The organism is Arthrobacter sp. YAF16 (assembly GCF_052113385.1).
Classification (GTDB): Bacteria; Actinomycetota; Actinomycetes; order Actinomycetales; family Micrococcaceae; genus Arthrobacter.
Genome location: NZ_JBFRDC010000001.1, coordinates 1474214 through 1496213, shown reverse-complemented (window position 1 = coordinate 1496213; position 22000 = coordinate 1474214). Strand labels below are relative to the sequence as shown.

19 protein-coding genes are annotated in these 22000 nt (G+C 68.3%); 1 reads left to right on the top strand and 18 read right to left on the bottom strand.

Annotation, left to right across the window (positions count from 1 at the left end):
* Positions 1-29: 29 nt before the first annotated feature.
* The 8 genes from mihF to pyrR all read right to left on the bottom strand — a co-directional run bounded on the left by mihF (position 30) and on the right by pyrR (position 9778).
* Positions 30-347 (bottom strand): integration host factor, actinobacterial type, encoded by a 318-nt coding sequence (gene mihF / locus AB4Y91_RS06985; protein ID WP_441417720.1) that lies wholly within the window; start codon positions 345-347, stop codon positions 30-32.
* Positions 348-747: 400 nt separating this feature from the next.
* Complete coding sequence (gene pyrF / locus AB4Y91_RS06980; RefSeq protein WP_441417719.1) at positions 748-1629, bottom strand: orotidine-5'-phosphate decarboxylase; 882 nt, start codon at positions 1627-1629, stop codon at positions 748-750.
* The gene (gene carB / locus AB4Y91_RS06975) at positions 1622-4948 is read right to left on the bottom strand and encodes a carbamoyl-phosphate synthase large subunit (protein ID WP_441417718.1); all 3327 of its coding nucleotides are present in this window, start codon (positions 4946-4948) and stop codon (positions 1622-1624) included. The genes pyrF and carB overlap by 8 nt, the downstream gene beginning before the upstream one ends.
* Positions 4948-6186, bottom strand: coding sequence for a glutamine-hydrolyzing carbamoyl-phosphate synthase small subunit (gene carA, locus AB4Y91_RS06970; protein WP_441417717.1), 1239 nt, complete (start codon positions 6184-6186; stop codon positions 4948-4950). Before carA ends, carB begins: the two co-directional genes overlap by 1 nt.
* 97 nt (positions 6187-6283) lie before the next feature.
* Positions 6284-6802, bottom strand: a complete 519-nt coding sequence (locus tag AB4Y91_RS06965; protein WP_441417716.1) for a PH-like domain-containing protein — start codon at positions 6800-6802, stop codon at positions 6284-6286.
* A complete protein-coding gene (locus AB4Y91_RS06960) occupies positions 6802-8175 on the bottom strand; it encodes a dihydroorotase (protein ID WP_441417715.1) in 1374 nt (457 codons plus the stop codon). The genes AB4Y91_RS06965 and AB4Y91_RS06960 overlap by 1 nt, the downstream gene beginning before the upstream one ends.
* Entirely contained in the window at positions 8175-9182 is a 1008-nt protein-coding gene (locus AB4Y91_RS06955; protein WP_441417714.1) for an aspartate carbamoyltransferase catalytic subunit, read from the bottom strand. Before AB4Y91_RS06955 ends, AB4Y91_RS06960 begins: the two co-directional genes overlap by 1 nt.
* A complete protein-coding gene (gene pyrR, locus AB4Y91_RS06950; protein ID WP_441417713.1) occupies positions 9179-9778 on the bottom strand; it encodes a bifunctional pyr operon transcriptional regulator/uracil phosphoribosyltransferase PyrR in 600 nt (199 codons plus the stop codon). Before pyrR ends, AB4Y91_RS06955 begins: the two co-directional genes overlap by 4 nt.
* Positions 9779-9946: 168 nt before the next feature.
* Here pyrR and AB4Y91_RS06945 point away from each other — a divergent pair, with 168 nt between their 5' ends.
* Positions 9947-11236: a PrsW family intramembrane metalloprotease gene (locus AB4Y91_RS06945; protein ID WP_441417712.1), complete on the top strand. Its 1290-nt coding sequence runs from the start codon at positions 9947-9949 to the stop codon at positions 11234-11236.
* A gap of 95 nt (positions 11237-11331) precedes the next feature.
* On the opposite strand, the gene nusB is transcribed toward AB4Y91_RS06945, so the two are convergent.
* From nusB to alaS, 10 genes are all read right to left on the bottom strand, one after another.
* Positions 11332-11742, bottom strand: coding sequence for a transcription antitermination factor NusB (nusB, locus tag AB4Y91_RS06940; RefSeq protein WP_441417711.1), 411 nt, complete (start codon positions 11740-11742; stop codon positions 11332-11334).
* Positions 11742-12305: an elongation factor P gene (efp, locus tag AB4Y91_RS06935; RefSeq protein WP_018773146.1), complete on the bottom strand. Its 564-nt coding sequence runs from the start codon at positions 12303-12305 to the stop codon at positions 11742-11744. Before efp ends, nusB begins: the two co-directional genes overlap by 1 nt.
* A gap of 155 nt (positions 12306-12460) precedes the next feature.
* Entirely contained in the window at positions 12461-12979 is a 519-nt protein-coding gene (locus AB4Y91_RS06930; protein WP_441417710.1) for a tetratricopeptide repeat protein, read from the bottom strand.
* On the bottom strand, positions 12979-14070 hold the full coding sequence (gene aroB, locus AB4Y91_RS06925) for a 3-dehydroquinate synthase (RefSeq protein ID WP_441417709.1): 1092 nt from the start codon (positions 14068-14070) through the stop codon (positions 12979-12981). The genes AB4Y91_RS06930 and aroB overlap by 1 nt, the downstream gene beginning before the upstream one ends.
* A complete protein-coding gene (locus tag AB4Y91_RS06920) occupies positions 14067-14621 on the bottom strand; it encodes a shikimate kinase (RefSeq protein WP_441417881.1) in 555 nt (184 codons plus the stop codon). The genes aroB and AB4Y91_RS06920 overlap by 4 nt, the downstream gene beginning before the upstream one ends.
* Before the next feature lie 59 nt (positions 14622-14680).
* Positions 14681-15880: a chorismate synthase gene (gene aroC / locus AB4Y91_RS06915; protein ID WP_441417708.1), complete on the bottom strand. Its 1200-nt coding sequence runs from the start codon at positions 15878-15880 to the stop codon at positions 14681-14683.
* A 26-nt stretch (positions 15881-15906) separates the two neighbouring features.
* Positions 15907-16791: a shikimate dehydrogenase gene (locus AB4Y91_RS06910; RefSeq protein WP_441417880.1), complete on the bottom strand. Its 885-nt coding sequence runs from the start codon at positions 16789-16791 to the stop codon at positions 15907-15909.
* Positions 16788-18551, bottom strand: a complete 1764-nt coding sequence (gene mltG / locus AB4Y91_RS06905; RefSeq protein WP_441417707.1) for an endolytic transglycosylase MltG — start codon at positions 18549-18551, stop codon at positions 16788-16790. The genes AB4Y91_RS06910 and mltG overlap by 4 nt, the downstream gene beginning before the upstream one ends.
* Positions 18532-19146, bottom strand: coding sequence for a Holliday junction resolvase RuvX (gene ruvX / locus AB4Y91_RS06900; protein WP_441417706.1), 615 nt, complete (start codon positions 19144-19146; stop codon positions 18532-18534). The genes mltG and ruvX overlap by 20 nt, the downstream gene beginning before the upstream one ends.
* A 13-nt stretch (positions 19147-19159) precedes the next feature.
* Entirely contained in the window at positions 19160-21838 is a 2679-nt protein-coding gene (gene alaS, locus AB4Y91_RS06895) for an alanine--tRNA ligase (protein WP_441417705.1), read from the bottom strand.
* Between the last annotated feature and the right edge of the window lie 162 nt (positions 21839-22000).

Genomic DNA, 22000 nt, shown 5'->3' with positions numbered 1-22000 from the left:
GGGCGGTGGTGGAAGCTCGGCGGGCCAAGCTATTTCTCGTCTATAAAATCTACCAGCGCCCGGCGCTGGTGGATTCCCAGGCCACGAACCCGCCGGGAGGCTGCGATGCCGAACCGGTCCATGATCGCCGCGGCCCGTACGCGCCCGATTCCCGGCAGCGCTTCCAGCAGCTCCACGACCCGCATCCGGGCGATCGCTTCGTCCGTCTCCCCCGCGCTGAGCAGTTCCGCGATCGACAGTTCCCCCGACTTCAGCCGCTCCTTCGCGGCCGCCCGGGCCAGCCTGGCCGCGGCGGCCTTGTGCAGGGCGTCGGCACGCTCCTGCGGCGTGAGGGGTCGCAAGCTCACTGAGGTCCTCCCTGCATTGTCAGCCGGGCCCACGCAAACGGCCCACGCAAACGTCCTGGTCAGACGTGACCGTGAGACGGGCCGCAGACAGCGCCCCGGCCGGTACCGCGGACTTGTCCTGAACTTACAGTCTGAAGTCGCCGGAAAGCAATGGATCGCGTCCGGCGCTAAACCTGCGGCCGACGCCATTGGAGCCAGGCGGCGGACGTGGGGTTCAGCCCGGGCCCAGCACGCCGGAGATGTGGCTGCGGGGCCTGGCGGACAGGCTGGCGGGACGGCAGCGCCTCCGTTCGCCACAGACGGCCGCAATGCTGTCGCCACAGCGGCCTTCTGCGACCAACCGACGCAGCAAACCCGCAAAGCCGTCCCCGCGGGCGGTTTTCCGCCGAGCCGGGAAGGCCTAGGCTGCGCGGAGTTCGTCGAGCGTGCGCTGCGCGGCGTCCCGGAGCCCTGCAGGCTGCGGCCCGGCGCCGAGGATGTCCCGGCTTGAGGTGCCAAGCACCTGACCGTAAGCGCTGCCGAAGGTGCTCCGCAGATCGGCGGCCGTGGCCCCCTGCGCGCCCAGCCCCGGCGCCAGGATCGGGCCGCGTACCGCCGACAGGTCCAGGTCAAGGTCCGCCAGCGCGGAGCCAACGGTCGCGCCCACGACGAGTCCGACGGAGCCCAGTTTCCCGTCGCCCTGCTCAACACCGTACCGCCGGTTCTCCGCGGCGGCGGCCCGGGCAATCCGCCGCGCCACCGAGTCCGCGCCACCGACATGCTGCACGGAGGCGCCCTCCGGGTTGGACGTCAGCGCCAGGACGAAGACGCCGCGCCCGGACTCCGCCGCGAGGTCAAGCGCCGGCCGGAGCGATTCGAAGCCGAGGTAGGGGCTCAACGTCACCGAGTCCGCGGCCAGGCCCGAGCCGTCCCGCAGCCAGGCGTCGGCGTAGGCGGCCATGGTGGAGCCGATGTCGCCGCGCTTGGCGTCGGCGATGCTGAGCACGCCCGCCTCCGCGCACCCTGCCAGGGTTCGTTCCAGCACAGCCATCCCGGCCGAGCCGTGGCGTTCATACAGCGCCACCTGCGGTTTCACCGCGGCAGCGAGCGGGGCCACGGCCTCGAGCACTGTGAGCGAGAAGCGCTCCAGCCCGGCGACGTCGTCGTTCAGGCCCCAGCGCTCCAACAGCGCCGGATGCGGGTCGATGCCCACGCAGAGCGGGCCGCGCTCCGCCATGGCCCGGCCGAGCCGGGAGCCAAAGGACTCCCGGACGGACGTCTCAGCTGTGGCAGCCTCAGGCATGCGCTTTCGCTTCCTGCGCGACCCGCTCCTGTGAAGCAGCCAGGGCCGCGGCGTGCTCCTGCAGGCTGGTAACGGACCACTCGTAGGTCCGCATCGCCTCAATGGCCTGGACGGCGGCGTTGAACTCGGCCACCGTGGTGATGCACGGGATGCCGATCGACGTGGCTGCGGCACGGATTTCGTAGCCGTCGCCGCGGGCTTCGCCGCCGGACGGGGTGTTGAAGACCATGTCGATTTCGCCGGCGATGATCAGGTCCGCGATGGTGCCTTCACCCTCGGCGCTGGAGCCCTCGGCGACCTTGCGGACCGTGGTGGCCTGCAGGCCGTTGCGGCGCAGCACGTCGGCGGTGCCGCCGGTGGAGACGATCTCGAAGCCGAGGTCGGAGAGGCGCTTGACGGCCATGATGACGGCGCGCTTGTCCCGGTTGGCGACCGAGACGAAGACCTTGCCCTCGGTGGGCAGCGCGTTGTTGGCCGCGGCCTGGCTCTTGGCGAAGGCCGTGTCGAAGTGCTTGTCGATGCCCATGACCTCGCCGGTGGAGCGCATTTCCGGGCCAAGCAGGGAGTCCACCACCTTGCCCTCAAGGGTGCGGAAGCGGCTGAACGGCAGCACCGCTTCCTTGACCGCCACCGGGGCGTCCAGCGGCAGCGTGGAGCCGTCGCCGGATTCCGGCAGCATTTTGTAGGCAGTGCGGAGCTGGTTGATGGTGACGCCGGTGCCGATCAGTGCTGCCGCCTTGGCCATCTGCACACCCGTCGCCTTGGAGACGAAGGGCACGGTGCGGGAGGCGCGCGGGTTGGCCTCGAGCACGTAGAGCACGTCGGAGGCGAGGGCGAACTGGATGTTGATCAGGCCGCGGACGCCGACGCCTTCGGCGATGGCCCGTGTGGCGGTCCGGACCCGGTCGATCACGTTGTTGCCCAGGGTGATCGGGGGCAGCACGCAGGCGGAGTCGCCGGAGTGGATTCCAGCTTCCTCGATGTGTTCCATGATGCCGCCGAGGTACATGTCCTTCCCGTCGTAGAGGGCGTCGACGTCGATCTCGACGGCGTCCTCGAGGAAGCGGTCAATCAGCACCGGGTGGTCCGGGGTGATTTCGGTGGCGTTGGCGATGTAGCGGGAGAGGTTCGCTTCGTCGTAGACGATCTCCATGCCGCGGCCGCCGAGCACGTAGGACGGGCGGACCAGGACCGGGTAGCCGATCTCGTCGGCGATCTTCTTGGCGTCCTCGAAGGAGACGGCGGTGCCGTTCTTCGGGGAGATCAGCCCGGCCTCATCAAGCACCCGGGAGAAGGCGCCGCGGTGCTCGGCCAGGTCGATGGCCTCCGGGGAAGTGCCGAGGATCGGCACGCCGGCGTCGGCGAGCTGCTGGGCGAGCTTGAGCGGGGTCTGGCCGCCGAGCTGGACGAACACGCCCATCACACCGCCGGTCCGCTCTTCGGCTGCAATGACCTCGAGGACGTCCTCGAGGGTGAGCGGTTCGAAGTAGAGCCGGGTGGAGACGTCGTAGTCGGTGGAGACAGTCTCCGGGTTGCAGTTGACCATCACGGTCTCGTAACCGGCCTTGCGCAGCGCCATCGAGGCATGCACGCAGGAGTAGTCAAACTCGATGCCCTGGCCGATCCGGTTCGGCCCGGAGCCGAGGATGATGATGGACGGCTTGGCGTGCAGCGCCACCTCGTCCTCCTCGTCGTAGGACGAGTAGTGGTACGGCGTGTACGCGGCGAACTCCGCGGCGCAGGTGTCCACGGTCTTGTAGACCGGGCGGATGCCGAGGGCCTGCCGGACGCCGCGGACGACGTCCTCGGAGTTGTGCGTCAGGGCCCCGATCTGCGCGTCGGAGAAGCCGTGCCGCTTGGCGCGCTGCAGCATCTCCTGGGTCAGGGCGGTGGAGTGGCGGATTTCCTGCGAGATCTCGTTCAGCAGCTGGAGCTGGTCCAAGTACCAAGGGTCGATCTTGGTGGCCTCGAACAGCTGTTCCAGGGTGGCGCCGCCGAGCAGCGCGCGCTGGACCTGGTGCAGGCGTTCGGTGCTGGGGCGCTTGGCCTTCTCGATCAGTTCCGGGACTTCCCATTCCGGGACCGGGCTGAAGTCCAGCTGGGAGCCCTTCTGTTCCAGGGACCGCAGCGCCTTCTGCAGCGCCTCGGTGAAGTTCCGGCCCATGGCCATGGCCTCGCCCACCGACTTCATGGTGGTGGTCAGCGTGGAGTCCGCGGCGGGGAACTTCTCGAAGGCGAAGCGCGGGACCTTGACGACAACGTAGTCGAGGGTCGGCTCGAAGGAGGCCGGCGTCTTCTGCGTGATGTCGTTCGGGATCTCGTCCAGGGTGTAGCCGAGCGAGAGCTTGGTGGCGATCTTGGCGATCGCGAAGCCGGTGGCCTTGGAGGCCAGGGCCGAGGAGCGGGAGACGCGGGGGTTCATCTCGATCACCACGACGCGGCCGGTGTCCGGCTCGACGGCGAACTGGATGTTGCAGCCTCCGGTGTCGACGCCGACTTCGCGGATGACGGCGATCGAGATGTCGCGCAGCCGCTGGTACTCACGGTCCGTCAGGGTCAGCGCCGGGGCGACGGTGATGGAGTCGCCGGTGTGCACGCCCACCGGGTCGAAGTTCTCGATGGAGCAGACCACTACGACGTTGTCGTTCTTGTCCCGCATCATCTCGAGTTCGTATTCCTTCCACCCGAGGATGCTCTCTTCGAGCAGCACCTCGGACGTGGGGCTGTACTGCAGGCCCTGGCCGACGATCCGGCGCAGGTCCTGCTCGTTGTAGGCCAGGCCGGAGCCGAGGCCGCCCATCGTGAAGGAGGGCCGGACCACCATCGGGTAGCCCAGGTCCTGGGCCGCGGTGAGGGCCTCGTCCATGCTGTGGATGATGTGGCTGCGCGCGGACTCGGCGCCGCAGCGCTCCACGACGCCCTTGAACTTCTCGCGGTCCTCACCGAGCTCGATCGCGGCGATGTTGGCGCCGATCAGCTCGACGTTGTACTTCTCCAGCACACCGTTCTTGTCCAGGGCGATCGCCGTGTTCAGTGCGGTCTGGCCGCCCAGGGTGGGCAGCAGTGCGTCCGGGCGTTCCTTGGCGATGATCTTCTCGACCACCTCGGGCGTGATCGGCTCGATGTACGTGGCGTCGGCGAACTCCGGGTCGGTCATGATCGTGGCCGGGTTGGAGTTGACGAGGATGACGCGCAGGCCTTCCTCCTTGAGGACGCGCAGTGCCTGGGTGCCGGAGTAGTCGAATTCGGCCGCCTGGCCGATGACGATCGGGCCGGAACCGATGACCAGGACGCTCTTAAGGTCAGTTCTCTTGGGCATTACTTCTTGTCCTCAGTCTTGGAGTCGGTGGCAGTCTTGGTGTCGGCAGTCTTGGTGTCGGCGTTCTTGGTGTCCGCCATCAGCTCGATGAAGCGGTCGAAGAGGTAGGCGGCGTCGTGCGGGCCGGAAGCCGCCTCGGGGTGGTACTGGACCGAGAAGGCGGGAATGTCGAGGCAGTACAGGCCCTCGACGACGTCGTCGTTGAGGCTGACGTGGCTGACCTCGACGCGGCCGAAGCGCTCCTCCGGAGCCTGGGTGGCGCCTTCGAGCGGGGCGTCGACGGCGAAGCCGTGGTTCTGCGAGGTGATTTCGACCTTGCCGGTGCGGCGGTCCATGACGGGCTGGTTGATGCCGCGGTGGCCGTAGCGGAGCTTGTAGGTGCCGAAGCCGAGGGCGCGGCCCAGGATCTGGTTGCCGAAGCAGATGCCGAAGTAGGGCAGCTTGGCGTCCAGAACGGAGCGCAGCAGGTTTACCTGGCTGTCGGCGGTGGCGGGGTCGCCGGGGCCGTTGGACATGAAGACGCCGTCGGGGTTGACGGCTTTGACGTCTTCGAGCGTGGCGGTGGCCGGCAGGACGTGGACCCGGACGCCGCGTTCGGCGAAGCGGATCGGGGTCATGCGCTTGATGCCAAGGTCGATCGCGGCGATGCTGAACCGCGGCTCGCCCTCCCAGCCCCAGTCGGCGGGCTCGACGGTGTACGCCTCGTCAACGCTGACTTCCTCAGCCAGCCGGGAGCCTTCCATCGGCGCGCTGGCCAGCACGGTGTCCACCAGCTCCTTGTCCGTGGCGCCGGCGGCCTCGCCGGAGAAAATCCCGGCGCGCATGGTCTTGTGTTCGCGCAGGTGCCGGGTGATGGCGCGGGTGTCGACGCCCTGGATTCCCACGATGCCCTGGTCGACGAGTTCCTCGTCGAGGCTGCGCTCCGAGCGCCAGTTCGACGCGCGGCGTGCGGCGTCGCGGACGATGTAGCCGGCCACCCAGATGCGGCGGGATTCGGCGTCGTCCTTGTTCACACCGGTGTTGCCGATGTGCGGCGCGGTCTGCACCACCAGCTGGCGGGCGTAGGACGGGTCGGTGATGGTTTCCTGGTAGCCGGTCATGCCGGTCGCGAAGACCGCCTCGCCCAGCGCGGTGCCGGTGGCACCGTAGCTGCGGCCGCGGAAGATCCGGCCGTCTTCGAGCACGAGCACGGCGGGGGTGGAGGCTGCTGCAGCGGGTGCAGAGTCGTTTGCTGTCACTGTTTCTTCAATCACTTCTGTTGCTGACACTGCTGCTTCTGACACTGCTGTCTCTGACACTGCTGTCTCTGACACTGCGTGGGAGTCTGTCACGTCGTTACTTTCCACTATCGGCTTCTGCCTGAGGGGCTGCGGAGATCAAATCTTGGAGGGTGGACAGGAGCAGGGCCTTGTCCTCGGCCCGACGGGTGCGGAAGCCGGTGTCCAGCTCCTTGGCGCCGAGCATCCAGCTGAGCACCAGGAGACCGTCCTTTTCGACGAACTTCCCGGCCATGCCGCTTTCCTGCCGGACGCCGGTGAGGCTGGCGGCCGGGATGAACACGGGGGCGGCGCCGGAGCGGTCGAACAACACGCCTTCGGGGTGGACGCTGAGTTCGGCGTTGGTGCGCAGGCCCAACTGGTGGACGGCGATCCGGTCCAGCCAGTCGCCGGCGGTGGTGGAGGCGACGTACTGGCCCTCGGCGGCTGCCAGCGTTCCGCCCAGTTCGGCGGGAACGGCCGGGAGCGGATCGACGTCGGCCTGGCGTCGCAGCCGATTGCGCCAGCCGATCCAGATCAGGACCAGCGCGACGCCGATCAGGACCAGCGTGAAGAGCAGGGAGAGTTCCTTGACCATCAGGGGCGGACCGCCGTGTCCGGGACGTCTGTGCTGTCGGGGAGCCACCGGTACGGGGTGTTGAGTTCCCCGTCCAGGACGGTCGGATGACCCTTGAAGAAGGTGGCCACCACCTTGCCCGGGAGTTCCCGGCCGGCAAACGGAGAGTTACGGCCCATGGTTGCCATCTTAGAAGGGTCCACGGTCCAGCGCGCAGCCGGGTCCACGAGTATGACGTTGGCGGGTTCACCGGTCTCCAGCGGCCGGCCCTGGTCCTCCAGCCGGCCGATCGCGGCAGGCGTGGTGGAGGTCACGCGGGCGAAGTCGGCCCACGTCATCAGCCCGGTCTCGATCATGGTGTGCTGCACCACCGACAGGGCGGTTTCCAGCCCGGTCATGCCCATCGCGGCCTGCGCCCATTCGCATTCCTTGTGTTCGCTCGGGTGCGGGGCGTGGTCGGTGCCGACGACGTCGATTGTGCCGTCCGCCAGGGCGGCGCGCAGGGCCTGGACGTCCTCGTCGGTGCGCAGCGGCGGGTTGACCTTGTAGACCGGGTCGTAGCTGCGGACCAGCTCGTCGGTCAGCCACAGGTGGTGCGGCGTGACCTCGGCAGTGACGTTGATGCCGCGTGATTTGGCCCAGCGCACGATTTCCACCGAGCCCGCGGTGGAGACATGGCAGACGTGCAGCCGGGATCCGACGTGCTGGGCGAGCAGGACGTCGCGGGCGATGATGCTCTCCTCGGCGACGGCGGGCCAGCCGGTGAGGCCGAGGACCGCGGAGACGACGCCCTCGTTCATCTGCGCTCCCGCGGTGAGGCGGGGCTCCTGCGCGTGCTGGGCGACGACGCCGTCGAACGCCTTGACGTATTCGAGGGCACGGCGCATCAGCACGGGGTCGCTGACGCAGATGCCGTCGTCGGAAAAGACCCGGACCCGGGCGCGGGAGTCGGCCATGGCGCCGAGCTCGGCGAGCTGCTCGCCGGCCAGGCCGACGGTGACGGCACCGACCGGGCGGACGTCCACCCAGCCGGCTGTGCGGCCCAGGGTGAGGACCTGCTCGACGACACCGGCGGTGTCCGCCACGGGCGTGCTGTTGGCCATCGCGTGCACGGCGGTGTAACCGCCCAGGGCTGCGGCGCGGGTGCCGGTCTCGACCGTTTCGGCGTCCTCACGGCCGGGCTCGCGCAGGTGGGTGTGGATGTCCACCATGCCGGGCAGGGCGACGAGGCCGGTGGCATCGATGACTGTTGCGTTCCCGGCGTCGAGGTCCAGGCCGCGGGCTGCGATGACGCCGTCGCGGATCAGCAGGTCTTCAGCGGCCCCGCCGAGGATCGAGGCTCCCCGGATGAGGTAGGCGCCGGTGCTGCCTGTGTCCTGTTGCTGTGATGACATCAGTGGCTCTCCTTGGAATAGGCGGCAGTGGAGGTTGCTGGTTCGCGGGTGTCCCCGGAGAGCAGCAGGTACAGTGCGGCCATCCGGATCGACACGCCGTTGCGCACCTGTGCCAGCACGGTGGAGCGGGGCGAGTCGGCGGCGGCCGAGGAAATTTCCAGCCCGCGGTTCATCGGACCGGGGTGCATGATGATCGTGTCCTTCAGGCCCAGGCTGTCGAGGGCGCGGAGGCGGTTGTCGTCGAGGCCCCAGCGCCGTGAGTACTCGCGGGTGGTCGGGAAGAACGAAGCGTTCATCCGCTCGCCCTGTACGCGCAGCATCATCATCGCGTCAACGCCCCGGGCGAGGGTCTCGTCGAGGTCGTAGCTGACCGTGCAGGGCCACTCTTCGACGCCGATGGGCAGCAGCGTGGGCGGGGCCACGAGGGTGACTTCCGCCCCCAGGGTGCGCAGCAGCCAGACGTTGGAACGGGCCACGCGGGAGTGCAGCACGTCGCCGGCGATCGCGACGCGCATGCCTTTCAGGTCCGCGCCGGCGGACGGGCTGCCGGCGAGCTGCGACCAGTGCCGGCGCATGGTGAAGGCGTCCAGCAGCGCCTGGGTGGGGTGCTCATGGGTGCCGTCGCCGGCGTTGATGACGGCGGCGTCGATCCAGTCGGTCGCCGCCAGCCGGTGCGGGGCACCGGAGGCCCAGTGCCGGATGACGACGGCGTCGGCGCCCATGGCGGCGAGCGTCTGGGCGGTGTCCTTGAGGGATTCGCCCTTGGAGACGGAGGAACCCTTCGCGGCGAAGTTGATGACGTCCGCGGAGAGCCGTTTGGCGGCTGCTTCGAAGGAGATGCGGGTGCGGGTGGAGTCCTCGAAGAAAAGGTTGACCACGGTGCGGCCGCGCAGCGCCGGCAGCTTCTTGACCTCGCGCTCCCCCACCGCGGCCATCTCTTCGGCGGTGTCGAGGATGCGGATGGCGTTGGCGTAGCTGAGGTCTTCGGTGGAGAGCAGGTGCTTCATGCGGTGGCCTCGATAACAACTTCGTTCACGGCTTCGCCGTCGGTTGAGTCGGTTTCTTCCAGCCGGACGCGGACCTTCTCCGCGGAGGAGGTGGGGAGGTTCTTGCCGACGTGGTCGGCGCGGATGGGCAGCTCCCGGTGGCCGCGGTCGATCAGGACGGCCAGCCGGACGATCCGGGGACGGCCCAGGTCGATGATCGCGTCCAGCGCGGCGCGGATGGTACGGCCGGAGTAGAGGACGTCGTCGATCAGCACCACTACCTTGTTGTCGATCCCGGTGCGGGGCAACTGGGTGGGGTACGGGGGCCGGGTCGGCTGGTGCGAGAGGTCGTCGCGGAACATGGTGACGTCCAACTGGCCCACGATCGCGGCCGGGTCCACGTTGGGATCGGCGGCGGCAATCTTGGCGGCGAGCCGGACGGCGAGCGGATAGCCCCGCCGCGGGATGCCCAGCAGGACCAGGTCCTGGGAGCCCTTGTTGGACTCAAGAATTTCATGGGCGATACGAGTGAGTGCACGGTCGATGTCAGCCTGGTTGAGGACAACCCTGCTGAGCTGGACCTTGGCCGGAACCGGTGCTTCTGGAACAGAAGTCAACGCTCGTCTCCCCTTTCCCCGCCTCACGGGACGGAATTAAAAAAGGATCATTTGCTCTTTCAAATTACCACACGGGCCGCCGCCTCCCGGCCCCGGAGCAGGCGGCGTGCGTCACACCGGCACGGGCCGTATTGGGCCGCCCGGCGGCGCGCGGCTTAGGCTCATGGCATGACGAGCTTCGATCCTCCCCCCGCCCGGCAGCCGCCCGGAGCGACCCGGCAGCCGCAGCAGGCGAACCCAAGCTGGATGGGCCAGGTCCAGCCGGAGAACTACCGCCCGGCGCCGGGCTTCGGGCAGGCACCGCTGCCGGCGCAGACGTCAGCGCAGGCTCCGGCGCAGCGCCATCCGGTACTGCCGGCAGCCTACGCCGCGGCACCCCGTGCGCGGGCCTCTGCGGGTATGGCGGCCCTCGTGCTGGGCGGCGCGGTTCTCGCCTTTGTGAGCCTGTTCCTGGTGCTGCCGTTCGTGCTGGAGAACACCGGGCCGGGCGGCTTCGTCGTGGGCTTCATCGCGTCGCTGCTGCCGCTCAGCTCGGTCCTGCTGGCCGTCCGCTACATTGACCGCTGGGAGCCCGAACCGAAACGGCTGCTGTTCTTCGCGTTCGCGTGGGGCGCGCTCGTTTCGATTGCCGTGACGATGCTGATCCAACCGTTCTTCTCGCTCGCCGCGGGTCCCGCGTCCGGGCTGGACTACCGGACGTTCGCCGTCACGGTACAGGCCCCGGTGGTGGAGGAATTCGCGAAGTCACTCGGTCTCTTGCTGCTCCTGCTCTTCGCGCGCAAACAATTCGACGGTCCGGTCGACGGCGTCGTCTTTGCGTTCACGGTTGCCGGCGGTTTCGCTTTCACCGAGAACATCCTGTACTTCGGCCGGGCCATCGCCGAGTCCAGCACTCCGGGCACGGACCTGGCGGTCGTGTTCTTCCTGCGCGGCGTGATGTCCCCGTTCGCGCATGCCATTTTCACCGGCACGACCGGGCTTATCCTGGGCTTCGCGGCGCGGCGCTGGCACTCCGGCCTGACGCTGCTCGCCTTCCCGGTGGGCCTGGTCCCCGCCATGTTGCTGCATAGCGGCTGGAACTCAATGGGCCAGAATTTCCTGGCGCAGTACATCCTGGTCCAGGTGCCGATCTTCCTGCTCGCCGTCCTGGTCGTGGTGCTGCTGCGCGTGGCGGAACGCCGGCTGACCCGCCAACGGCTGCAGGAGTACGCGGCGGCCGGCTGGTTCACCGGCCAGGAGGTAGCCATGCTGGCGACTCCCGCCGGGCGCCGCTCGGCCCTGCGCTGGGCCAGGTCGATCGGCCGGGCCCCGCAGATGAAGGCTTTCCTGCAGGCCGCCACCCGGCTGGCCATCATCCGGCAGCGGATCCTCAGCGGCCGGGACGTGGCGGCGCATCAGCTTGACGAACAGCACCAGCTCGGCGAGATCCTGGCCTTGCGCGACGCCGTGCTGCGCTAACCCCCGGAGGGCAAGCCTAGAGGGAAAGCGGGCCGTGATACGCCAAGGGCCGGTGTCCGCCGTGGGGCGGGCACCGGCCCTTTATGGAACGGCCATCAGGCCAGCAGCGAGGGCTTCAGCTGCTGCAGGCGGCCCAGCAGGCCGTTGATGAACGACGGCGACTCGTCCGTGGACAGCGTCTTGGCCAGCGCCACGGCCTCGCTCACGGCGACGCCGTCGGGAACGTCGTCGTTGTAGAGCAGTTCCCAGGTCCCGATCCGCAGGATGATGCGGTCTACCGAGGGCATCCGCTCCAGCGACCAGCCCTGCGAGTAGGTTTCGAGGAATTCGTCGATCGCGGCCTGGTGGGACACGACCCCCTCAACGATTTCCAGGGTGTAGGGGTTGATGATCTGATCCGTCTGTTCACGACGGGAACGCAGCACATCGAATGCGGAGACGGAGCGCTGCTCCGCCTCGAAGAGAACATCCAGGGCCCGGTTACGGGCCTTACCGCGTGCACTCACTAGTCGTTGACCCGGCCAAGGTAGCTGCCGTCGCGGGTGTCGACCTTGACCTTGGTGTTGTTCTCGACGAACAGCGGCACCTGGATCTCGTAGCCGGTCTCGAGGGTCGCGGGCTTGGTGCCGGCCGAGGAGCGGTCGCCCTGCAGGCCCGGCTCGGTGTAGGTGATTTCCAGCACGACGCTCGGCGGCAGTTCGATGTAAAGCGGGTTGCCCTCGTGGATGGCGATGTTGACCATCTGGTTCTCGAGCATGAAGTTGGTGGCGTCGCCGACGGTAGCGGCGGACACGGTGAGCTGGTCGAAGTCCGAGGTGTCCATGAACACGAAGTCGGCCCCGTCCTGGTACAGGTACTGGTAGTCGCGGCGGTCAACCGTGGCGGTCTCGATCTTGAGCCCGGCGTTGAAGGTCTTGTCGACGACCTTGCCGGACATCACGTTGCGCATCTTGGTGCGGACGAAAGCGCCGCCCTTGCCGGGCTTGACGTGCTGGAACTCGATGATGTTCCAAAGCTGGCCCTCAAGCTTCAGCACGGTTCCGTTCTTGATGTCGTTAGTGGTTGCCACAGTATCCTCAGGTTTCTTTGTTGACTGGTTCTAGCCGCCAGCCGCTTATGCCAGGCAGGCATGCCGATCCGGCCCGCCAGCGCGTATTTATCAAAAATCCAAAAACCATTCTACCGGTTTTGCCGGTGCGCTGCCGGACGGGCCAGGAACGGCCCTTAGCAGGCCAGGTCAAGCACGTCCCGGGCGCGCTGCAGCGCCACGGTCGAGGAGTAGATCAGCGCGGCATCAGCCGAGCCCGCCACCCGCAGGTCCAGCGCCTTGGCGAAGGACTCGACGGCGGCGGCGATGTTGCCGGCGGCGAAGTAGGACCGGCCAAGGTGCTGCCGGACCACGGCCTCGTCGGGAGTGCCCTGGGCTTCGGCGAGGAGCTGGCGGTAAAGCTCTACGGCGCGGTCGAAGCGGTGCGACACCCGCAGGACTTCCGCCTCGAACATCCGCAGCCGGAACGAATCCGGGTCCTTGTACCGGGCCTCGGCGAGCAGCTCGGCGGCCTCGCCCGGGTGCCCTTCCACGAGGCGCACGAAGATCAGGTCCGTGTCGTCCGTTGAGGCGGCCAGCGCCGCGGCGCAGGCTTCCCCGTTGACCACCTGCGGCATGAGGGTTTCCGGGTTGATCCGGATGCCGGGGAACCCGCCGTCGGGCCACTCGCTGGTGCCACCGCTGTCGCTGATCATCAGGACGCGATTTCCTGGTACGCCGCGAAGAGCAGCGAGGTGTCCGGCACGTCCAGGATGCCCGGGCGCCCGACGCCGTCGAGCACCACGAAGCGCAGCAGGTCGCCGCGGGACTTCTTGTCCCGCCGCATGCCGTCCAGCAACGCCTGCCAGCGGTCGCGCCGGTAGGTGATGGGCAGACCGAGGCTCTCCAGGATGCTCCGGTGCCGGTCGGCGTCGGCGTCGCTGAGCCGGCCGACGCTGCGGGCCAGTTCCGCGGCGAACATCATGCCCACCGAGACGGCGGCGCCGTGCCGCCAGGAGTAGCGTTCGGCGAGTTCAATCGCGTGGCCCAGGGTGTGGCCGTAGTTGAGGATCTCGCGCTGCCCGGTTTCCTTCAAGTCCTCGGACACGACCCGGGCCTTGACCGCGATGGCGCGTTCGATCAGTTCGCGCACCGTTTCGGAGCGCGGGTCCGACACCGCGGCGGGGTCCTTTTCAATCAGGTCGAGGATGGCCGGGTCGGCGATGAAGCCGCACTTGATGACCTCGGCCATGCCGGAGATCATCTCGTTCTTCGGCAGCGTGTCCAGCGTGTCCAGGTCGGCGAGGACGCCCGCCGGCGGGTGGAAGACGCCCACCAGGTTCTTCCCCTCGGCGGTATTGATGCCGGTCTTGCCGCCGACGGCGGCGTCCACCATGCCGAGCAGGCTCGTGGGCATGTGGATGACCTTCACGCCGCGCAGCCAGGTCGCCGCGACGAAGCCGGCGAGGTCGGTCACCGCTCCCCCGCCGACGGCGACGATTGCGTCCGAGCGGGTGAAGTCGTTCTGGCCCAGCACCTGCCAGCAGAACGAGGCCACCTCGATGTGCTTGCCTTCTTCGGCGTCCGGAATTTCGGCCGTCAGCGCCGTGAAGCCGGCGGTGGCGAGCTCCTCGCGGGCGGCGTCACCGGTGAGCCGCAGGGCGCGCGGGTGGACGACGAGGACGCGCTTGACGCGCTCCCCCAGCAGCCCGGGCAGGTTAGCCAGCAATCCGCGGCCGACGACGACGTCGTAGTTCTCCGCCGGAGCGTGTCCGGTGACTTTGATGACGGTTGATTCGGTGCTCACTTTTCAACTTTCCTTGTGGCTGCGGGGGTGCGCGTTGCCGCGGTTGGGGCGGCGGCGAGCTGCTCCAGCGCATCTTCAAGCCGGCGTGCGAGCTCCTGGACGGAACCGCTCCGGACATCGAGGGTCAGGTCCGCGAGGCGTTCATAGACCGGCTGGCGGGTGGCGAACAGCGTCCGCCAGCGTTCCATCGCGTCGCCTGCCAGGAGGGGACGCCCGGAGTTCCGGGCAATCCGCTCGGAGACGGTGTCGGCATCGCATTCGAGGTAGACCACGGTGCAGCTGGCCAGCAGCTGCTGCGTTCCGGAGTCCAGCACAGCCCCGCCGCCGAGGGAGATGACGGTGTTGGTGCCTGCGGTGTTGGTGCCTGCGGCCTCCTCGATCGCCTTGGCGACGGCCCGGGCTTCCAGTTCGCGGAACGCGTTTTCGCCGCGGCAGGCGAAAATGTCCGCGATGGTGCCGTGCTGGGCGACCACTTCGACGTCGGTGTCGACGAAGCGGGCGCCGAGCTGCTGGGCGAGCTGCTGCCCGATAGCGGACTTGCCGACCGCCATCGGGCCGATCAGGGCGACCGGGCGGTCCAGTGACTTACGCGCTGCGTGACGACCCGGCACTAGTGCCCGATCGAGTCCAGGGACGCCGGAATGTTGTCCAGGTAACCCTTGATGTTGCGGGCGGTCTCCTGCACGGAGTCGCCGCCGAACTTTTCCGTGACCGCTTCGGCGAGGACCAGCGCCACCATGGCCTCCGCCACCACGCCGGCGGCCGGGACCGCACAGACGTCCGAGCGCTGGTGGTGTGCCTTGGCGGCCTCGCCGGTGCTGATGTCGACAGTCTTGAGCGCGCGCGGCACCGTCGCGATCGGCTTCATGGCGGCGCGGACGCGGAGCACGTCGCCGATGCTCATGCCACCTTCGATGCCGCCGGCCCGGTTGGACGTGCGGATGATCCTGCCGTCGGCGTCCTTGACGATTTCATCATGGGCAGCCGAGCCGCGACGCGCAGCGGTGAGGAAGCCGTCGCCGACCTCCACGCCCTTGATTGCCTGGATGCCCATTAGGGCGGCAGCGAGGCGCGAGTCGAGGCGCCGGTCCCAGTGGACGTAGCTGCCCAATCCGGGGGGCAGGCCGTAGGCGAGGACTTCGACGACGCCGCCGAGGGTTTCGCCTTCCTTGTGCGCCATGTCCACCTCCGCGACCATGGCGTCCGAGGTCTCGCGGTCGAAACAGCGCAGCGGGTCGGCGTCGAGGGCCAGCACGTTGTCCGGCAGCGGCAGCGGCCGGCCCTCCGGGACGGAAACGCTGGCAATGGACACCGTGTGGGAGACGAGTTCGATGCCGAGCTGATTGAGGAACGCGGAAGCGACGGCGCCCAGGGCCACGCGGGTGGCGGTCTCCCGGGCGCTGGCGCGCTCCAGGACCGGGCGGGCCTCGTCAAAGCCGTACTTCTGCATGCCGGTGAAGTCGGCGTGGCCCGGCCGAGGCCGGGTCAGCGGTGCGTTGCGGGCCTGGTCCGCGAGGGCCTCGGGGTCCACCGGGTCCGCAGACATGATCTGCTCCCATTTGGGCCACTCGGTGTTGCCGACCTGGATCGCGACGGGGCCGCCCTGGGTCAGGCCATGGCGCACACCGCCCAGGACCGTCACCGCGTCCTGTTCGAACTTCATCCGGGCGCCGCGGCCGTAACCGAGGCGCCGGCGGGCCAGCGCTTCGACGATCCGGTCGCTGGTGAGTTCAACACCTGCGGGGACGCCTTCGATAATTCCGACCAGGGCCGGACCATGGGATTCTCCGGCAGTCAACCAACGCAACATAAAATCCATCCTGCCATGCAAGGCACTTAGAACACCCGCCGGGGTACCCCGACTGCGTCACACATCACATCTATGACCTCCGCCGGCACGGGTCCTTGGAGGCCGGTGAAATGGCGGACCTGCTCCACCGCCTGGTAGAGCAGCATTTCCAGGCCGGGGACCACCCGACCGCCCGCGGCCGCCCAGGCCGCGGCGATCCGGCTCGGCCACGGGTCGTAGGCCACGTCGAGGAGCACCCCGGCGACTGTGCCGCCCTTCGCGCCCAATGCTGCGGCGAGTTCCTCCGCGAGGCCGTCAGCGGCGCGGGGCGGCAGGGTGGAGATCACGATGTCCGCTGCTGCGACCGCGGGCGCTGCAGCCGTCAGCGGCAGCACCTGCAGCGGAAGTCCGACGGCGGCGGCCGCTGCCCGGGCTTCGACGGCGCGGCCGACGTCCCGGACGTAAACGGCAGCATCCGGGGCGCCGAGCTCCTTCAGCGCGGCAATGGCGGCCGCGGCGGTTCCGCCGCCGCCGAGGATGACGGCGGACGGCTCAGCGGCCACGCCGGCGTAGCGGACGGCGTTGACGATCCCGGCGACGTCGGTGTTGTACCCCACCAGGCGGACCGGCGCACCGGCGGCAGCGCCCGGCCGCTCAAAGGCCACGGTGTTGATGACGCCCAACTGCCGGGCGACGCCGCGGACCTCGTCCACCTCGGCGGCCATCGCGGCCTTGAGCGGCATGGTCACCGACAGCCCGCGCCAGCCTTCGTCCCCGCGTACGCCCGCCATGAAGGCCGGGAGGGCCTCCTCGGTGACGTCGACGGCGTCATAGGCCACTTCCACGCCGATCTTGGCGTAGGCGGCGCGATGCAGGGCCGGCGACTTTGAGTGGCTGATGGGATGCCCGAGGACGGCGGCCCGCAGCGTCACACGCAACGTCCGGGATTGGCCTCGCACCAGGCGTTGTACTTGGCCACGTAGCCGTTGTGCTCGGCCAGGGTCTTGGAGAACTTCGTCTCCTTGGTGTCCAGGTTGATGGTGACCCAGTAGAGGTAGTCGTTCTTCTTCGGCTTGGCGGCCGCGTCGATAGCCCGCTTGCCTGGCGAACCGATCGGGCCCGCCGGCAGGCCGGCGTTGGCGTACGTGTTGTATTTGTTCGACTTGTCGGCCTTCTGGTCCTCGTCGATGTGGAAGCTCCGGATGCCCAGCCCGTAGGTCACCGTGGCGTCGGACTGGATCAGGCCGTTCGTCTCGGTGTTGTTGGGCTTGAGCCGGTTGTAGATCGCGCCGGCGACGTCTCCGTATTCCGCCTGGCCACCTTCGGCCTGCACGATGCTCGCGACCGTGATGGCGTCGTACTGCTTGGCCGGATCGGTCACGCCCTGTGACTTGAGTTCCTCCAGCGTGCTGCCGACCAGTTTCTGCAGTACGTCCTTCCCGGACGTGCCCAGCGGGAAGCGGTACTCGCCCGGGAACAGGAACCCTTCGAGGTTCTTGGCCTTGGACGGCACACCGAACTGCTTCGGGGAGTCGCTGAGTGCCTTGAGCTCCGCCACCGGGATTCCGGTGCCCTCGGATATGGCCTGCAGCGATTCGCTGATCCTCAAACCGGCGCTCAGGGCAACGTACATGACCTTTTCCTGGCCCTTGTTCAACAGGACGGCCACGGCATCGGAGTTGTTCATTTCGTTGCGCATCGTGAATGTCCCCGGGCTCAGGGCGCCGCCCGAGGCGGCGAACTGCTTGACGAAGGAATCGGCGTTCGCAATGACCTTCTTGGATTCCATCTCCGCCGCCACGGACCGGGGTCCGGCACCCGGCGGAACGGTAATCGTCACCGAGCCGGTTCCCGGGCCCGGGTAGTCGGCGACCTTGTCGCCGCCGAGCAGGGGTTTGATGACCTGCGCGCCGACCACGATTGCGACCACGAACACGGCCAACGTCAGGACGAGGGCGAGGAAGCGGCGGCGCCGGCGGACCTTCTTGGAGGGGCCCTTGGCGGTGGGAATGCTGGCGGCGCCGGCCATCAGATCGTGGCCGGGCTCGTCGTCGTAGACATGGTGGGCCTCATCGTCGGGCTGGTCCGCGTAGGCCTGGTGGAAATCCGCCCCGTCGTGAAGGCCGTGGCCGTACTGCAGCGCGTCGGCCCGGCGCAGGGTCTCCTCGCGGGACATCCCGCCGGCGTACTCGTGGACCGGCTCCTCGAGCGCGGGTTCCTCGTGCTGCGGTTGATCATGGTGCGGTTCATCGTGACCGGAGTAGCCGTGGACCGGCTCCCCCTGCGCGGGGTCCTCGTGCACAGGCTGTTCCGGCTGGGGTGTGGCGTGCCCGGGCTGTTCAAGCACCGGCTCCGCGCGCACAGGTTCTGCGTGTATGGGTACTGCGTGTGCGGGATCCTCGTGCACGCGCGCGGCGGGGCTCTCGTTCACGGGTTCGTGCACGGTCGGCGCAGCCTCCGGGGGTTCCGGGGCGTCTGCGGAGGGTTCACGGGGTGCATCAGCCGTGGCCGAAGCGTCGGCTGGCGGCACGGCCGGAGCTTCCGGCCCCGTCTCGAAGGCCTGCGGCGGGATGACGTCGTGACCCTGGGTGGCCAGGAACTTCTCCTGGGCCCTGATCTCTTTGCGCGTCAGCGGTCGGCCGGCGCCGCTCTTGGCAACACCAGAGGAGTCGTCATTGTTGACCGGGCTCACTGTAGCCTTCCATTTTGGGCAGAATGCGTTGTGCAGAATGCGTGTGTACTGCCGGGACGGCCTGAGCGCCGTCACCGGGTGGCCCCGGAGGGAGGTCCGCGCTGACGCGGTTTCCTACATCCGTTCCCCTGGCCTTTTGCATATCGATCGCATGCTGCAGGATACCTGCGGCCGCGACCTGATCAACTACTTTACGGTGGTCCCTGCTGCTCATGCCAGCTTGGTGCAGGTCGCGGTGGGCTGACACGGTGCTCAGCCGTTCGTCAACCAACCTCACCGGCACGCCGGATCCGGCCTCCAATAGTTTACTGACCAGTAGCTTTGCATATTCGGTGGCCATTCGGGCGGAAGCGTGCTCCTCACCTTTCATGGTGCGCGGCAGGCCCACAAAAATTTCCACCGCTCCGAGCTCCACGGCAAGATCCGCGAGGATCCGGACGTCGGTGTTCTTCTTGGCATTGCGGGCCAGCGTACGCAGGGGCGTGGCCAGGATGCCGTCGCGGTCGCACACCGCGACGCCCACCCTGACGGTGCCGACGTCTACCCCGAGTTTCACGCCCTGGGGGTAGGCGCCGGGCACGGCCGATTCAGTCATCCAAGGTCCTGGGTTAGCGCCTGGTAATGGCGTCCACGACGGCGGAGAGGGCCGCGCCGACCTTGGTAGCGTCGGTGCCGCCGCCCTGTGCAACGTCGTCCTTGCCGCCGCCGCCGCCGCCGAGGATACCGGCGGCGAGGCGGACCAGCGCACCGGCCTTGACGCCGGCGGACCGGGCAGCCTCGTTGGTGGCGATCAGGATGACCGGGCGGTCGTTGCTGACACCGGCGACCGCGACGGCGGCCGGCTCGGAGCCCAGCCGGGTCCGGAGGTCAAGGGCGAGGCCGCGAAGGTCGTCGGCTCCGCTGACCAGGCCGGCATCGTGGGCGATCACCTTGACGCCGGCGGCGTCCTTGGCGGTGCCGACCAACTGCGCTGCGGCAGCCGTGAGCTGTTCCTTGCGGAGCCGCTCGACTTCCTTTTCCGCCGTCTTCAGCTTGTTCAGGGTGCTGGCGATCCGCTCGGTGAGCAGGCCGGAAGGAACCTTGAGCATCTCGGTGAGTTCGGTGACCAGGGCGCGTTCAGCAGCGAGGTGCCGGAACGCGTCCATGCCGACGAAGGCCTCCACGCGGCGGTTTCCCGAACCAACGGACTGTTCGCCGAGCAGCGACAGGCTGCCGATCAGCGAGGTGTTGGACACGTGCGTTCCGCCACAAAGCTCACGGGACCAGGCGCCGTCGATCTCCACGACGCGGACCTCGTTGCCGTAGTTCTCGCCGAACAGCGCCATAGCGCCGAGGGCCTTCGCTTCGGCCAGGCCCATGACCTTGGTCTGCACCTGGAAGTTGTTCCGGATGGCGATGTTGGACACTTCTTCGATCTCGGAGCGGGTGGCGGCGCTGAGGCCCTCACCCCAGGCGAAGTCGAAGCGGAGGTAGCCGGCCTTGTTGAACGAACCGCGCTGCGTAGCCTCCGGCCCGAGGATCTGGTGCAGGGCCGCGTGCACGATGTGCGTACCGGTGTGCGCCTGCTCGGCGGCGTGGCGGCGTTCCCGGTCCACGGCGGCCTGGACCAGTGAGTCGGCTCCGATTTCGCCCTCGCGGACGATTGCCTTGTGCACGCTCAGGCCCTTGATGGGCCGCTGCACGTCAAGGACCTCGACGACGAAGCCGTCTCCGGTGATCAGCCCGGTGTCGGCGGCCTGGCCGCCGGCTTCGGCGTAGAACGGGGTCTCGGCCAGGACCAGTTCGATTTCCTCGCCGGTGGAGGCCTGCGAGACCTTCCGGCCGCCGGCCAGGATGCCGCGCACCTTGGATTCACCGGCAAGCTCGGTGTAGCCGGTGAAGACGGTCTCCCCCGCGGCCAGCAGCTCCTGGAAGGCGCTGAGGTCCGCGTGGGCGCCCTTCTTGCCCTTGGCGTCCGCCTGGGCGCGCTGACGCTGTTCCAGCATGAGTTTGCGGAACTCCGGCTCGTCGACCTTGAGCCCGGCTTCCTCGGCCATTTCAAGGGTGAGGTCGATCGGGAAGCCGTAGGTGTCGTGCAGCGCGAAGGCGTCGGCGCCGGAGAGCGGCTGGCCGGCGGCCTTGGATTCCTTCACGGCGTCCTCGAGCCGCGCGGTGCCGGAGGCGATGGTGCGCAGGAACGCCTTCTCCTCGGCGTAGGCGATCCGGCTGATCCGGTCGAAGTCGGTCTCCACGATCGGGTAGACACCCTTCATGGCGTCGCGGGAGGCGGGCAGCAGCTCGGGCAGGCAGGCCTTTTCGACGCCGAGGAGCCGCATCGAGCGCACCGCCCGGCGGATCAGGCGGCGCAGCACGTAGCCGCGGCCCTCGTTGGAGGGGGTAACGCCGTCGGCGATCAGCATCAAGGCAGAGCGGATGTGGTCTGCCACCACGCGCATCCTGACGTCGTCCGTGTGGTGGGGGTCCGCCGGGGTTTCCGCGGAGGTGTATTCCTTGCCGGAGAGCGCGGCGGCCTTGTCGATCACCGGACGGACCTGATCCGTCTCGTACATGTTCTCGACGCCCTGCAGGATCATTGCGAGGCGTTCCATGCCGAGGCCGGTGTCGATGTTCTTCTTCGGCAGTTCGCCGGTGATGTCGAAGTCCACCTTGGAGCGGACGTTGTCGATCTGGTACTGCATGAAGACGAGGTTCCAGATTTCGATGTACCGGGTCTCGTCGGCCAGCGGGCCGCCCTCGATGCCGTAGGCCGGGCCGCGGTCGTAGTAGATCTCGGAGCAGGGGCCGGCCGGGCCGGGCTGGCCGGTGGACCAGTAGTTGTCCGCCTTGCCCATCCGCTGGATCCGCTCGGCCGGGACGCCGGTGTTCTTGAGCCAGAGTTCCTTGGCCTCGTCGTCCTCTTCGTAGACGGTGACCCAGAGGCGCTCGGGCGGCAGGCCGTAGCCGCCGTCGTCGACGCTCGTGGTGAGCAGTTCCCAGGCGAACTTGATGGCGTCTTCCTTGAAGTAGTCGCCGAAGGAGAAGTTGCCGCACATCTGGAAGAACGTGCCGTGCCGCGCGGTCTTGCCGACTTCTTCGATGTCGCCGGTGCGGATGCACTTCTGCACGCTGGTGGCGCGGGAGTAGGGGGCTTCCTCACGCGCGGTGAGGTAGGGGATGAAGGGGACCATGCCGGCCACGGTGAACAGCAGGGAGGGGTCGCTGGAGACCAGGGAGGCGGAGGGCACGGCGGTGTGGCCCTTGCTGACAAAAAAGTCGATCCAGCGCTTGGTGATCTCCTGCGACTTCATAACCTGGTTACTTACCCTTCAATATGCACTGCGTAGTTGGTTCCGGGCTGGTTGCCTGCCAGCGGTGTGTGCCAGCATGTGGGCGCGGGGCGTCGTGCTGCCAGCCTTCGGAAAATTCTTTGATGCGCCGGCCTGGTTCCGGCAGGCGCCCCGCGGGGCGCC